The following is a 12,714-nucleotide window of genomic DNA, read 5'->3' as shown; positions in this document are numbered from 1 at the left end:
CGTACAAGGTCTCGGCAGTGACAGCAGCGCTCACGCCTACTTGCCCAGCAACTCGTCGGCTTTGTTGCTGAAGGCCCGGGTGCCGAACATCATCAAGGCAGCCAGGAACGGCAGGACACCCAGGGCGTAAACCCCCATCGTTCCCGTGTCCGAGGCTGTCACTTGGTTGACAGTGGTGCGCAGGATCGGCGCCACAAAACCGCCAAGGTTGCCCAGCGAGTTGATCAACCCGATACCCGCAGCTGCGGCTGTACCCGTGAGAAACGCCGTCGGATATGACCAGCAGATGGGACCTGTGGACAGGAAGCTGCACACCGCCAGGGTGATGAAGATGATGCCGAGCGCCGGCAGGTGGTTGGCGCCGGCCCAAGCTGAACCAAAGATGCACAGGCCGGTTGAGATGAACAGGGCGGTGCCCCAACGGCGGCGACGTTCCACCGTGTTTGCCGCTTTGCCAACGAAATAGCAGGCAAAGATCCCGAAGAACCACGGAATAGCAGCAAGGAGTCCGACGGCGAGCCCCACTTTTTGGCCGGTGAGCTGAGATACCTGCTGGGGAAGATAGAACGTGACACCGTAGACGGCAACCTGCAGGCAGAAGTAGATGGCCGTGAAGTACCAGACACGGCCGTTGCGCATGGACGCAAGGACGCCGCGCGGACCTGATTCTTCCTTGACGGTGTCCTCCAGCGCCATGACGTCGATGAGTGAGGCTTTCTCTTCCTTGCTCAGGAATTTCGCGTCCTGCGGGCTGTTGATGAGGAAGAAGTACGCTGCGATGCCCGCCAGGACTGCCAACATGCCTTCGACGAAGAACATGACCTGCCAACCAGCGACGCCCGGTACTTGGTCGCCAATGTTGATGAGCCAGCCGGAAAGCGGCGCGCCCATCATCTGAGAGAAAGGCTGGGCCAAGTAGAAGATGGCAAACATCTTGACGCGGACTTTGTTGGGGAACCAGGCGGCGAGGAACATGATGACGCCCGGGAATAGCCCTGCCTCGGTAACGCCCAGCAGGAAACGGAGGATGATGAACGACGTTTCGCCCTGTACAAAGGCGAAGCACGCGGACACTATGCCCCACGTGATGGCGATCCGGGCGAGCCAGACCTTGGCTCCGAACTTGGTGAGCAGCAGGTTGCTGGGAATCTCGAACAGTGCGTAGCCGATGAAGAAGATACCGGCACCCAGCGCGTAAGCGCCCGCTGTGATGCCTTTGTCCACCCCAAGGGCAGCTTCGGCAAAACCCACGTTGGTGCGGTCAAGGAATGCCACCACATACAGGATGACGAGCATGGGCATGAGCCGCAGCGAAGCCTTGGATATGGCCGACTTCAGAATCGGCGAATCCAGCAACTCCTTGGTGGAAGTCGAGGCAACAGACATTGAAACTCCTCTTTGAGCAATCAGTTGGGGTTGTGATGGCTAAGTCAGCGCGCCATCAGCGCGGGAAGAAAATGAGCACCATGCCCACGGCGCAGGCAAGGATGCCCAGGGCAAGGTAGATTTTTCGTTCTCTGGTCCAGGCCTTCATCTCGTCAAAGTCTTCATTGCCGGCGACCTAGTGCATGTACAGTCCGCCATCCACATTCAGCGTCTGGCCGGAGATGTATCCGGCGTCCTCGCTGATGAGGAAGGCGATGGCGGCGGCGATGTCACGGGTGGAGCCCACCCGGTTCACCACGAGGTCCTTGGTCAGCTCGTCCTTGCGCTCCTGGCTCAGGGTGCCGCCCATGATGTCGGTGTCGATAGGGCCGGGCGAGATCGCGTTGACCGTGATGTCGTATTCGCCAAGTTCGCGGGCCGTGGCGCGGGTCAGACCGATCACGCCTGCCTTGGCCACGGAGTACGGCGTTTTGGAGAACGTGCCGCCGCCGCGCTGGGCCGAGACTGAGGAGATGTTGACGATCCGGCCGATCCGGTTCTTGACCATTGACTCCGCCACGCGCCGGGTGGCGTAGTGGACCCCGTTCAGGTTGATGTTCAGGACGCGGTCCCACTCGGCCGGCTCGAGTTCGAGGTAGCCGATAGGCGAGCTCACACCGGCAACGTTCGCCAGGGCGACGATCTGGGGCAGCTCGGCTTCGAGCTCGTCGATGGCCGCCCGGACCTCGGCTTCGCTTGCCACGTTGGCGCCGACACCGTGTGCCTTGACGCCATATTCCGCGGCGATTTCCTTGGCTGCGAGCTTGCAGGCGGCGTCGTCGAGGTCGATGATACCGATGTTCCAGCCTTGGGCGGCCAGGTAGTTGACGGTGGCACGGCCGATGCCGCGCTCGGAAACGGCGCCTGTGACGATTGCGGTGCGTTCAGCGGGGAAAGTCATGTGTTTTCTCCTGAAAAGAGGGTTAGTTGATGGGGGCCGGGCCGAGCTCTTCAATGAGCTTCTGCATGGCGACGTAGGCCTTGTTGCGGTAGGCGATGAGTTCCGGAGTACGTTCCGTGGGCACGTTGAGGAAACCTGCGCCGGTCTTGGTGCCGAGCTTGCCTGCTTCTACGAGGTCCGAGAGGATCTTCGGCGTCGCGAAGCGTTCCGGGAAACCGGTCTGCAGCGACTTGTAGCAGAAGTTGTAGACGTCCAAACCGGCCATATCGGCGATGGCGAACGGGCCAAAGAACGGCAAGCGGAAGCCGAACGTCGTACGGACCAGGGTGTCGACGTCGTCCGCTGTTGCGATGCCCTGCTCCACGAGCTGTGCCGCCTCGTGGAACAGCGCGTACTGCAGGCGGTTGAGTACGAAACCGGTGACGTCCTTCACGACGGCGGTCTGCTTGCCCGCCGCGTGGACGAGGTCACGCGATGCGGACACCGTTGCTGCAGCAGTACCCGCGTGGGGAATGACCTCGACACCCGGGATGAAAGGCGACGGGTTGGAGAAGTGGACGCCCAGGAACCGTTCCGGATTGGTCACGGCTTCAGCAAGTGAAGCAATGGAAATCGTGGACGTGTTGGAGCCGATCAGGGCATCCGGACGGGCCGCAGCGCTGATCCGTGCGAGCGTCTGATGTTTGATTTCCAGAACCTCGGGGACGCATTCCTCAATGAAATCGGCGTCGGCAACAGCTTCCTCGATGTCCTTGGCAGCCCACAGGTTCTGCTTGAGGGTCTCCGTGGAACCTTCAGGGAACAGGCCATCGGCAATGAACTGGTCAGACTCAACCAGGAGGCGGTCGTAGTTCTTCTGCGCGACCTCAGCGGAGACGTCGGCCAAAGCCACGCGCGCCCCGCCGAGCGCCAGGACCTGGGCGATCCCACCGCCCATGTAACCGGAACCGACGACGGCGATCTTCCGGGCTGCGTTGTTGGCGGAACCTTCGGCTGCTTCAGAAATGGTCATGATCAAACTGCCTTCGTGTAGTCGGGCTCGTACGAGCAGATGGCGTCCACCTTGGCGGCGGAGGATGAGGTTTCGTCGAAGCGGTGGTTGAGCCACTCCCCTACGAGCTTTTTGGCCAGTTCCAAGCCAATCACCCGTTGGCCGAGTGTGAGGACCTGGGCATTGTTGCTCAGCACGGAGCGTTCCACGGAGTAACTGTCGTGGGCCGTGACGGCTCGGATGCCGGGGACCTTGTTGGCCGCGATGGCCACGCCAAGGCCGGTGCCGCAGATCAGGAGCGCACGGTCAAACTCACCATCGGCCACTTTGCGGGCGGCCTCGACGGCGACGTGCGGATAGGCAGTGGAGTCGTTGGGACCTACGCCGACGTCGGTCACGGAAGCGACACGCGGGTCGGCATCCAGCAGTGCCACAAGGGCCTGCTTGTATTCGACTCCGGCTTCATCATTGCCGACGACGATGCGCCAGCCTTGGGTGTTGCTCATGCTCAGGCTCCGTTTCCGGCCGTTGCCGCTGACGTAGCGGTGGCCAGTTGTGAATCGATGAATTGCGAAATCCTGGCGGTGATCAGGCCAAAGGACACTGCTCCGGGATCCGGGTGTCCAAGGCTCTTCTCCGCAAGGGGTCGGGCCCGGCCCTTGAGCGGACGCAGGTCTGCGGTCCTTGCGGCAGCGGACTCAGCGGCCGCAGCGGCAACTGCCAGCGCCCGGTCAACCGGAGCACCTCCGTCGAGCTCTGTCAGGAACGCGTCCCGGAATGGGAGGAGCGCGTCCACCATGGTCTTGTCCCCGGGGTCGGCTTTGCCGAGTTCGGTGATGGCGTCCGCGAAGGCTTTGACGGCTGCGGCCGCATCCCTGGACGAATACGATTCGCGGTTGCCGAGCGCCTGCCCTGCCGCGATCACGGCCGAGCCCCACAGTGCTCCGGATGTTCCGCCGGCGCGTTCGCTCCAGGCCTCGCCCGCCGCTGCAAGGACCCGCGATACCGAGGAACCGGACGCTGCCCCTCCCGCGGCGGCTGCGGCGTCCACGCCACGACGCATGCCGATGCCGTGGTCGCCATCGCCGGCGATCGCATCCAGCTTGCCGAGCTCCTCTTCATGCTCGACGACGACCTCCCGCACCTGGACGAGGATGGCAGCGGCCTGCCGCCCGAGTTCAGCGGCAGCCACGGTGGACTGTTCGACGGCAGCCGTTTCGGCGTCGTCGACTGTTGCCTCGGCGCGAGGTGTGCGCGGTGCCATGCTGCCTTTACGGAAAGCGGGAGTGTCCGCGGGCGCAGCCCAATACTGTTCCAGTTCCTCATCCAGCCACAGCAGCGTCAGCGAGAGTCCGGACATGTCCAGGCTGGTCACCAGCTCGCCGCACTCGGGTTCCACAACCGTGAGGCCGGCGGCGGTGAGCAGCTTCTCCACCTTGCCGAACAGCAGGAAGAGTTCGTCGTACTTCACGGTGCCCAAGCCGTTGACGATGGCCACCACGCGGTCCCCGGCGTCGTCGGGCTTGTCCGCCAGGAGCTTGGAAACGAGGAGTTCTGCCAGCTCAGAAGCAGTGGGCATCGGGTGCTCGGAGATACCAGGCTCGCCGTGAATCCCCAGGCCAAGCGACATCTGGCCGGCCGGGACATGGAACAGCGGATCCTTGGCGCCGGGAAGCGTGCAGCCGTCGAAGGCCACACCGAGGGAACGCGTGCGGTAGTTGGTCTTGATGGCCAAACGCTCGACGTCGTCAAGGTTCAGTCCCGCTTCTGCGGCGGCGCCCGCAATCTTGAAAACGGTGAGGTCCCCGGCAATTCCACGTCGCTTTTCGAGTTGGTCGATCGGGGCGCTGGCGATGTCATCGGTGACAGTGACTGTTCGGGTTTCGATGCCCTCGGCATTGAGCCGGAGCTGGGCCTGCCCGAAATGCAGGACGTCGCCGGCATAGTTGCCGTAGCTCAGCAGCACGCCGCCACCGGCGTTGGCCGCCTTCGCTACGCGATACACCTGACCGGCCGCCGGGGAGGCGAACATGTTCCCGCAAGCGGAGCCTGTTGCCAGTCCGGGGCCCACCAGTCCAGCGAATGCCGGGTAGTGTCCCGAGCCGCCGCCCACCACCAGTGCCACCTGGCCTGACGGGACCTCCGTGGAGCGGACGACGCCCCCGTCCACACGGGCAACGTAGCCGCGGTTGGCAGCCACGAAACCGTCCAGGGCTTCATCGGCAAAGTCTGCCGGGTTGTCGAAAATCTGGGTCATTTCCTAGACTCCTGCGAATTCGGCTGCGGGCTGCTGGCGCCCCTGCGCAACTTGGCTCTGGCCGAGCGCGTAGCCGTCCGTCTTCGGGAGGACATGGCGGCGCAGGTAGTCCTGGTTGCTGGCCGTGACGCTGAGACCGTCGCCGCCGTAGTGCTCGGTGCAGAGGATGCCTTGGAAGCCGACGGACAGTGCCACTTTGAAGGCTTCGCGGTAATTGATGAGCCCGCTTTCCATCGGAGCCGGCATGGTGATGTAGCTGTCGCGGGCAACGTCTTCATCGCGGATGTAGTTCTTCATGTGCCAGTAGTTGGAGTAGGGCAGCGTCTTGGCCACCATCTCGCGCCAGTCCTCGATGGGCCGATGCAGGCGGATGAGGTTGCCCAGGTCCGGGTTGAGGCCGACGTTGTCCAGGCCGATCTCCTGTACGAGCCGAACGGACGAGTCTGCGGTGCCGAGGTAGGTGTCCTCGTACATTTCCAGGGAGAGGAGGATGCCGGCGTCCGCTGCGTGCTTGCCGAGTTCACGGATGCGGGACACTGCGTTGCCCCACGCTTCCTTGTCCCCCACGGGGTCCTTGTAGCCCTCGACGGTCCAGAACCACAGCTGCTTCTGCTGCTCCGGGGTGATGGCCTGGTGGAGGCCGAACGAGACAACTTCGCAGTCGAGTTCGGCCGCGGCGTCGATGGTTCGGTGGCTGTACGCGAGGTTGTCTGCCCAGTCCTGGGTGTGGATGACGCTGCGGCGGATGGCCGAGATGACCGGCACGCCGATGCCCACGTCGTCAGCGGTCTGCTTGAACTCGGCCAGGCGCTCCTTGCTGAGGTCGCCGGGACGGACCCAACTGTCGGTCAAGTCCGCGTTGGCGAAACCCGCGTCCTTGACTTCCTGGAGGACCGAAGCCCAAACGGAAGCATCGGCGTCGTTGATGTGCTGTCCCGCAGCGTCGGTGCCGGGGAACTGCAGGAGGGCCGCGGTGATGGGCCAATTCTCGGCGGTATACGCCATGATGATCACTCCTTCGTGGAATCCTGTTTCCTATAGGATTTACGAACCGGATGAAGCTGTCAACCCTTTGAGTGAAACTTCCTAGATCCTATATGTCTTACATATGACTGTGAAGGGGCTCACTGCGGGCAGGAAAAAGGCCCGCCGCATCAGCGACGAGCCTTCGTTTAAGCAGCGGTTGTCAGTCTTCCGGCGCGTCAGCCATAGCGCGACCCCGCACCTTTTCCACGTGATCGACCATTGCCTCCGCGGCTTTCTCGGGATCTCCACTGGTCATCGCGTCCAGCACGGCCTGGTGCTCAGCGATAGCCTGCTCCGCATCCGTGATGCCCACTCCCCCAAACAACCGGAAGCGCTGGATCTGCCCGCCCAGCGTGTTGTATGCCGTGAGCAGGAACTGGTTCTTGGCTTGGGCTGCGATCAGTTGGTGAAAACGCTCGTCAGCCTCAAGGTAGCTGCGGTACTCAGCGAACGTGCCACCGCGCGGGGCAGTCTTGAGGTCCTCGACCGCTTGCCTCAGCGCGTCCAAGCCTTCCGAAGTCATGCGCGAGCAGGCGAGGCGGGCATTCACGGGCTCGATGGACAGCCGCGCCTCCATGAGTTCAGCGAAATCCTCGCGCGTAAACACGGGGGCCACGCGGTAGCCCTTCAACGCCACGCGCCGCACCATGCCCGTGTGCTCCAGGCGCGCCAACGCTTCACGCACCGGAGTGGGAGAAACGTCCAATTCCCGTGCCATACCGTCGATGCTCACTGCGGCCCCGGGTTCGAGTCGACCATCCATGAGCCACTCGAGGAGGGCTTCATACACGTGGTCGGCCAGCACTTGGCGGCTGACGGGAAAGCCGGGGCGGGCAAGAGCCGGCGAAGGTTCAGACATGCCACAAATCCTATAGGAAGCAGCACGACGTCGGCACTCAGGTGAGTGCCGACGTCGCGCGCCTTGCTTGAGGTGCTGCTCTTTAGTTCGCGTAGAACGGGTAGTCCGTGTAACCCTCGGCGCCGTCCGCGTAGAACGTCGAAGCGTCCGGTTCGTTCAGCGGCAGGCTCTCGCGCCAGCGGCGGGCAAGGTCCGGGTTGGCGATGGCGGGGCGGCCAACCACAACGGCGTCGGCGAGACCTTCTTCGATGATGGCGAAAGCTTCATCGCGCGTGGTGATCTCACTGAAGCCGGTGTTCACCAGGAAAGTGCCGTTGAAACGCTCGCGAAGATCCTGGACCAGCGCACCCTTGGGCTCGTGGTGCAGGATGCTCAGGTACGCGAGGTTGAGCGGGGCGATGGTGTCCACCAGCACTTCGTAGGTGGCCCGGACATCGGCGGCATCCGTCTCCGCGATGCCCTGCACATTGTGTTCGGGTGAGATCCGGATGCCCACGCGGTTGGCGCCGAGCGCCTCCACCACGGCATTGACCGTCTCGATCACGAAGCGGGCGCGGTTCTCCGGGGAGCCACCGTAGCTGTCCGTGCGAACGTTCGAGTTGGGCGCCAGGAATTCGTGCAGCAGGTAACCGTTGGCCGAGTGCAGTTCGACGCCATCGAATCCTGCCTCGATCGCGTTCTTGGAGGCAGTGACGATCTCCTGAATGACGGACGGCAGCTCGTCAGTGCGGAGTTCGCGGGGCACCGGGTAAGGCTGCTTGCCATGGGGCGTGCGGACGTCCCCTTCAATGGCCACGGCGCTGGGGCCGACGATCTCATGACCACCGGTGATGTCGGCGTGTGAAACACGCCCACCGTGCATGATCTGCGCGAAGATACGTCCGCCTTCCGCGTGAACGGCGTCCGTCACCTTCCTCCAACCCGCAATCTGCGCCTCTGTGACCAGCCCGGGTTGTCCGGGGTAGGACTGGCCTGCAGGCGTCGGGTATGTACCCTCGCTGACAATCAGCCCGAGGGAAGCGCGCTGACGGTAGTGCTCCGCGATCAAAGAACCCGGCACGCCCTGGACGCCGGCGCGAAGACGGGTCAGCGGCGCCATCACCAGTCGGTTGGGAAGTTCGAGCTCGCCGAGGGCCAGAGGGGAAAACAGCATGCGCAGTTCCTTTCAGAATGAATCAGGTTCACTCCTTGGCAACTGCGCAGCGTCTGCAACTATTCCGATTGAGGGTCAGATCACACCTCACCGTGCCCTGATCTCCCGCATTGCCTCGTCGAAGCACTCGCACAGGGTAAGCACCGCAACAAGATGGGCTTCTTCGGCATGAGGTGGATCCGTGTCAATGCAGATGGCTTCATTGACAGCCTGGGCGAGGTCCTTGGATTCCTTGCCGGTCAGGGCCCACACCCGCGCTCCCGCGAATTTTGCGGCGGCAGCCGCATCCCGGAGATCGTCCGTGATCCCCTTGGCGGCCAGCAACACCACAATGTCTCCGCGTCGCACCAACTGCGGAATCTGGCCGCTGATGCTTCCATCGGCCCCGCTGCCGGCCTCCTTGTTGACCGATATGGCCTTGAAGACCGCGCCATCGCCGGGCGAGCCATCGTTGGCATCGTGGGCGGCAAGCTCGGTAGCGAACCTCTGTGCTTCGTGAGCAGAGCCATCGCTCCCGGCAGCGAACACACTGCCGCCCCGCAGCCGGACACGGGCCAACTCCTCGCCCCATTCAGCGAGCCGCGACGATTCGCGGCGCAAGGCCGCAACGGCCGGACCGATCTCACCCAAATGGCCCAAGACAACGTCCACTGCATGCCGGTTGTGCTTCGAATCCGCTGCACGCAGCGCCTGGCCGGTCCGTCTCACCACGATGCTCACTTCCTGCCTCCCTATCCCCTGTACTTACACGTTCCTGTCGCCTTCCCGCGGAGAGCCATCGCGAGGACGTACGTCCCGTGTCGCAGATTCCCGCAAGGGCTCTTCCCTTACTACCCCGTCGCGCGCGGAGCGATCCCGGGTCATGCGTTCCCCACCCGCGTCCTGCGCACGGACGTCATCCGAACGATTCCGGTCTGCGTCGTTTTCCCGATCGCGGTCCGTCTTGACGTCCGGGTCGACTTTGTCGGCATGTCGCAGATTCTCCTCGACGCGTCCGCTCGCTTCATTTGCCTTCTCCGCGTGGCGCTGTGCTTCGCGCCGGAGCCGATTGGCCTCGACTTCCGCCTGAACCGCAGCGGCCTCGGCCTGAGCAGACTGTGCTTTGGCTTGGTGCGCACCCACAGCTTCCTGGTCGGCCTTTTCCCGCAGTTCCCCCGCCCGGCGGCGGTTGAGTTCGGTCTTCTTCTTGCGTCCTACGACTACCGCGATGATCACAGCAGCGACTACGACCACGGCCAACACGATGATCAATACCAATTGCCCTGTGTCCATGTGAATTGCCTCCCTCGTGGACGGCTTGTTATTGGGCGCCGTCCGTAGCCCATGCCCTGCCCGGTACTGAAGCTGTACCCATTTCCTCGTTCGTTCAATCCCCTTATTCCCCGGGCACCCTTGCCCGGGAAAACCTTGTACCTCAGCTTAACACTGGTAATCAGGCTACTTACTATGTGATGGCAACAGGTGGCTGTCGGCATCGTCCGCAGGGCCGCCGCCGTCGTCGTTGCTTGGAAAGCTAGCTTCCAGTGGCCTCAGGGTGTTCCCTGGCGCGCTTCTCATCCGGCGTCTCGCCGCTCTCATCCGGGATGAACGTTGGGTCTACTTCCGTGCTGAAATCCCCCGTACCGGGGCTGCTGCCGGAATGTCCGACGTCGGCACTCACCGGAGGTTGTTCGGCGTCAGCGGGTGCTTTGTCCGGTGCTCTTGGTTCTTCACTCATAGCTCAATGTAGGCCTGGCGCCCGGGCCTGTCGAGGCCACCGGAGACCTTGTGTGCTGGTGCCAACTCTGCTTCGCTGGAAGGGTCTCATGCAGCGCGGGACACCTCCAGCCAAGAGCAAGGAGTGCGATTGTGAAAGCAGTGACATGGCAGGGCAGGCGCTCGTTGGCCGTCATAGACGTCCCCGATCCCGTCATCCAGGAACCAACGGACATAATTGTCCGAATAACATCCTCGGCTATATGCGGCTCGGACCTGCACCTCTACGAAATCCTGGGCCCCTACATGCACAAGGGTGACGTCATAGGCCACGAGCCCATGGGAATCGTTGAAGAAGTAGGTTCGGAGGTCCACAGGCTCCAAAAGGGCGACCGCGTTGTGGTGCCCTTCAACATCTCGTGCGGCCGGTGCTACATGTGCAACCAAGGCCTGCAGTCGCAGTGCGAAACAACGCAGGTCAAAGCCAAGGGCTCAGGGGCTGCACTCTTTGGATACTCCGAACTCTACGGCTCCGTCCCGGGCGGCCAGGCAGAGTACCTGCGTGTGCCTTTCGGTGACTACGGCCCCATCAAGGTGGATTCAGACCTGCCTGATGAACGCTACCTGTTCCTCTCCGACATCCTGCCCACTGCGTGGCAGGCCGTGGAATACGCCAACGTCCCCGAGGGCGGCACGTTGGCGGTGCTCGGACTTGGTCCTGTGGGCCAGTTCGCCTCCCGAATTGGCATCCACAAAGGTTTCCGCGTCATTGGCGTGGACCCTGTTCCAGAACGCCGGGCCATGGCGGAAGAACATGGAGTGGAGACCATGGACTACAGCTCGGACGTCGCCGCCCAGATCCGCGAGGAGACCCTGGGTCGCGGTCCGGACGGAGTGGTGGATGCCGTAGGCATGGAAGCCCACGGGTCACCGGTGGCATCATTCCTGCACCGGGCGGTCTCCCTCCTCCCCGACAAGCCGGCGCAGGTGGCCATGGAGACCATGAGCGTGGACCGCCTTGCCGCCCTCCACACGGCGGTGGACCTGGTGCGGCGTGGTGGGACTGTTTCACTCAGCGGCGTTTACGGCGGCCAAGCCGATCCGATGCCGCTCATGACAATGTTCGACAAGCAGATCCAGCTCCGCATGGGGCAATGCAACGTACGCAGCTGGACTGACCAACTGCTCCCCTTGGTAGAGGACGACGCCGATCCGCTGGGAGTCATGCACCTGGTCACCCACACAGGTGGCCTGGATGAGGCGCCTGCCCTCTACGAGAAATTCCAGAAGAAGCAGGACGGCTGCATCAAGGTGGTCCTCAAGCCCTGATCGGTGGATGAACTGGCCGCAGCGGCTTAGGCGAGGTGCTTTCCGCCGGTCACCCCGATGACTGATCCGGAGATGTAGCTGGACTCCTCCGTAGCAAGGAGAACGTACGTGGCTGCAAGTTCAGCAGGCTGGCCTGCCCGTCCCAGAGGCGTGTCCTGGCCGAACTTCACGATCTTCTCCTCGGGCTGGGTTGGTGGTTGCAAAGGGGTCCACACCGGACCGGGAGCTACGGCATTGACCCGGATCCCCTTGGATCCCAGGGATTCTGCCAACGAGAACGTCATGCTGTTGATGGCCGCCTTGGTGGCGGCATAGTCGATGAGCGAGGGACTCGGATGGTAGCCCTGGATCGATGAGGTGTTGATGATCGAGGCCCCGGCGTGCAAGTGGGGCAAGGCCGCTTTGGTAAGCCAGAAGAGGGCGTAGACGTTGCTCTTGAAAGTCCGGTCGAACTGATCGCTGCTGAGGTCTTCGATCCCCTGGCTGGTGGTCATTTGGAACCCCGCGTTATTCACCAGGACGTTCAGGCCACCGAACTCTTCCAGGGTTTGGGCGATGACTTCCTGGCAGAATTCCTCGTCCCGCAGATCCCCCGGAAGCGCCAGTGCACGGCTGCCCGCGGCTTCGATCAACTGGACCGTCAATTCGGCGTCCTGCTCCTCTTCGGGCAAATACGTAAACGCCACATCAGCACCTTCACGGGCGAACGCAATGGCTACGGCTCTTCCAATTCCGCTGTCTCCGCCTGTAATCAGGGTCCGGAAACCCATCATGCGGTGATGGCCCACGTAGCTTTGCTCTCCATGGTCCGGGCGCGGGTTCATTGCCTCGGTCCAGCCCGGGTAGTCCTGGGTTTGCGGTTCGAACTCCCCGGACGGATACATCGTCCGTGGATCTGACGCGTCTTCAGGATCCTCCGCCGGGTTAAGGACGTGGTTCTCCAAAGCCATCGCGATGTCTTCGTCGAGATCCGTTGTTGACTCGGCCTGCTCGGATTCCTCTTTTTGCTTGGGCTGCCCGGTTTCTTCGTCCCGCTCATCCTGTGCCATGCCTCATTCTAAGCATCCTGACTATTCGC

The 12,714-nt window shown here is 62.8% G+C and carries 13 protein-coding genes; 1 reads left to right on the top strand and 12 read right to left on the bottom strand.

Annotated elements, in window-relative coordinates; translation table 11 throughout:
* Nucleotides 1-36: 36 nt before the first annotated feature.
* The 11 genes from ACZ5G6_RS05755 to ACZ5G6_RS05705 all read right to left on the bottom strand — a co-directional run bounded on the left by ACZ5G6_RS05755 (nucleotide 37) and on the right by ACZ5G6_RS05705 (nucleotide 10,329).
* Nucleotides 37-1,386 (bottom strand): MFS transporter, encoded by a 1,350-nt coding sequence (locus ACZ5G6_RS05755; RefSeq protein WP_498690046.1) that lies wholly within the window; start codon nucleotides 1,384-1,386, stop codon nucleotides 37-39.
* A gap of 175 nt (nucleotides 1,387-1,561) precedes the next feature.
* Nucleotides 1,562-2,326, bottom strand: a complete 765-nt coding sequence (locus tag ACZ5G6_RS05750; protein ID WP_223936131.1) for an SDR family NAD(P)-dependent oxidoreductase — start codon at nucleotides 2,324-2,326, stop codon at nucleotides 1,562-1,564.
* A 22-nt stretch (nucleotides 2,327-2,348) separates the two neighbouring features.
* Complete coding sequence (locus tag ACZ5G6_RS05745) at nucleotides 2,349-3,338, bottom strand: 3-hydroxyacyl-CoA dehydrogenase family protein (protein ID WP_498690043.1); 990 nt, start codon at nucleotides 3,336-3,338, stop codon at nucleotides 2,349-2,351.
* Between the two features lie 2 nt (nucleotides 3,339-3,340).
* Nucleotides 3,341-3,823 carry a ribose-5-phosphate isomerase gene (locus ACZ5G6_RS05740; protein ID WP_498690041.1) on the bottom strand — a complete coding sequence of 161 codons (483 nt, stop codon included), beginning with the start codon at nucleotides 3,821-3,823 and terminating at the stop codon, nucleotides 3,341-3,343.
* 2 nt (nucleotides 3,824-3,825) lie between these two features.
* Nucleotides 3,826-5,574 (bottom strand): dihydroxyacetone kinase subunit DhaL, encoded by a 1,749-nt coding sequence (dhaL, locus tag ACZ5G6_RS05735; RefSeq protein WP_498690040.1) that lies wholly within the window; start codon nucleotides 5,572-5,574, stop codon nucleotides 3,826-3,828.
* A 3-nt stretch (nucleotides 5,575-5,577) separates the two neighbouring features.
* Nucleotides 5,578-6,579, bottom strand: coding sequence for a sugar phosphate isomerase/epimerase family protein (locus ACZ5G6_RS05730; protein WP_498690037.1), 1,002 nt, complete (start codon nucleotides 6,577-6,579; stop codon nucleotides 5,578-5,580).
* A 181-nt stretch (nucleotides 6,580-6,760) separates the two neighbouring features.
* Nucleotides 6,761-7,459 carry a GntR family transcriptional regulator gene (locus ACZ5G6_RS05725; protein WP_223936126.1) on the bottom strand — a complete coding sequence of 233 codons (699 nt, stop codon included), beginning with the start codon at nucleotides 7,457-7,459 and terminating at the stop codon, nucleotides 6,761-6,763.
* A gap of 82 nt (nucleotides 7,460-7,541) precedes the next feature.
* On the bottom strand, nucleotides 7,542-8,612 hold the full coding sequence (locus ACZ5G6_RS05720; protein ID WP_498690034.1) for an alkene reductase: 1,071 nt from the start codon (nucleotides 8,610-8,612) through the stop codon (nucleotides 7,542-7,544).
* A gap of 87 nt (nucleotides 8,613-8,699) precedes the next feature.
* Nucleotides 8,700-9,332 carry an SIS domain-containing protein gene (locus tag ACZ5G6_RS05715; RefSeq protein ID WP_498690032.1) on the bottom strand — a complete coding sequence of 211 codons (633 nt, stop codon included), beginning with the start codon at nucleotides 9,330-9,332 and terminating at the stop codon, nucleotides 8,700-8,702.
* Between the two features lie 24 nt (nucleotides 9,333-9,356).
* Nucleotides 9,357-9,884: a hypothetical protein gene (locus ACZ5G6_RS05710; RefSeq protein WP_498690030.1), complete on the bottom strand. Its 528-nt coding sequence runs from the start codon at nucleotides 9,882-9,884 to the stop codon at nucleotides 9,357-9,359.
* Nucleotides 9,885-10,125: 241 nt separating this feature from the next.
* Nucleotides 10,126-10,329 carry a hypothetical protein gene (locus ACZ5G6_RS05705; protein WP_498690028.1) on the bottom strand — a complete coding sequence of 68 codons (204 nt, stop codon included), beginning with the start codon at nucleotides 10,327-10,329 and terminating at the stop codon, nucleotides 10,126-10,128.
* 131 nt (nucleotides 10,330-10,460) lie between these two features.
* Here ACZ5G6_RS05705 and ACZ5G6_RS05700 point away from each other — a divergent pair, with 131 nt between their 5' ends.
* Nucleotides 10,461-11,636: a zinc-dependent alcohol dehydrogenase gene (locus ACZ5G6_RS05700; protein WP_498690026.1), complete on the top strand. Its 1,176-nt coding sequence runs from the start codon at nucleotides 10,461-10,463 to the stop codon at nucleotides 11,634-11,636.
* A gap of 26 nt (nucleotides 11,637-11,662) precedes the next feature.
* On the opposite strand, the gene ACZ5G6_RS05695 is transcribed toward ACZ5G6_RS05700, so the two are convergent.
* Nucleotides 11,663-12,685: an SDR family oxidoreductase gene (locus ACZ5G6_RS05695; protein ID WP_498690024.1), complete on the bottom strand. Its 1,023-nt coding sequence runs from the start codon at nucleotides 12,683-12,685 to the stop codon at nucleotides 11,663-11,665.
* Nucleotides 12,686-12,714: the final 29 nt, after the last annotated feature.

This window comes from Arthrobacter sp. TmtSoilC51, assembly GCF_055388015.1.
Note: the sequence above shows the minus strand (reverse complement) of the source record. Positions and strands in the feature narration are given on the sequence as shown.

Excerpts from the sequence above, each read along its gene's own strand:
- ACZ5G6_RS05720 (WP_498690034.1), bottom strand. The coding sequence starts at position 8,612 with ATGCTGTTTTCCCCTCTGGCCCTCGGCGAGCTCGAACTTCCCAACCGA.
- ACZ5G6_RS05705 (WP_498690028.1), bottom strand. The coding sequence starts at position 10,329 with ATGAGTGAAGAACCAAGAGCACCGGACAAAGCACCCGCTGACGCCGAA.
- ACZ5G6_RS05740 (WP_498690041.1), bottom strand. The coding sequence starts at position 3,823 with ATGAGCAACACCCAAGGCTGGCGCATCGTCGTCGGCAATGATGAAGCC.
- ACZ5G6_RS05710 (WP_498690030.1), bottom strand. The coding sequence starts at position 9,884 with ATGGACACAGGGCAATTGGTATTGATCATCGTGTTGGCCGTGGTCGTA.
- dhaL (WP_498690040.1), bottom strand. The coding sequence starts at position 5,574 with ATGACCCAGATTTTCGACAACCCGGCAGACTTTGCCGATGAAGCCCTG.
- ACZ5G6_RS05745 (WP_498690043.1), bottom strand. The coding sequence starts at position 3,338 with ATGACCATTTCTGAAGCAGCCGAAGGTTCCGCCAACAACGCAGCCCGG.
- ACZ5G6_RS05725 (WP_223936126.1), bottom strand. The coding sequence starts at position 7,459 with ATGTCTGAACCTTCGCCGGCTCTTGCCCGCCCCGGCTTTCCCGTCAGC.
- ACZ5G6_RS05755 (WP_498690046.1), bottom strand. The coding sequence starts at position 1,386 with ATGTCTGTTGCCTCGACTTCCACCAAGGAGTTGCTGGATTCGCCGATT.
- ACZ5G6_RS05750 (WP_223936131.1), bottom strand. The coding sequence starts at position 2,326 with ATGACTTTCCCCGCTGAACGCACCGCAATCGTCACAGGCGCCGTTTCC.
- ACZ5G6_RS05695 (WP_498690024.1), bottom strand. The coding sequence starts at position 12,685 with ATGGCACAGGATGAGCGGGACGAAGAAACCGGGCAGCCCAAGCAAAAA.
- ACZ5G6_RS05730 (WP_498690037.1), bottom strand. The coding sequence starts at position 6,579 with ATGGCGTATACCGCCGAGAATTGGCCCATCACCGCGGCCCTCCTGCAG.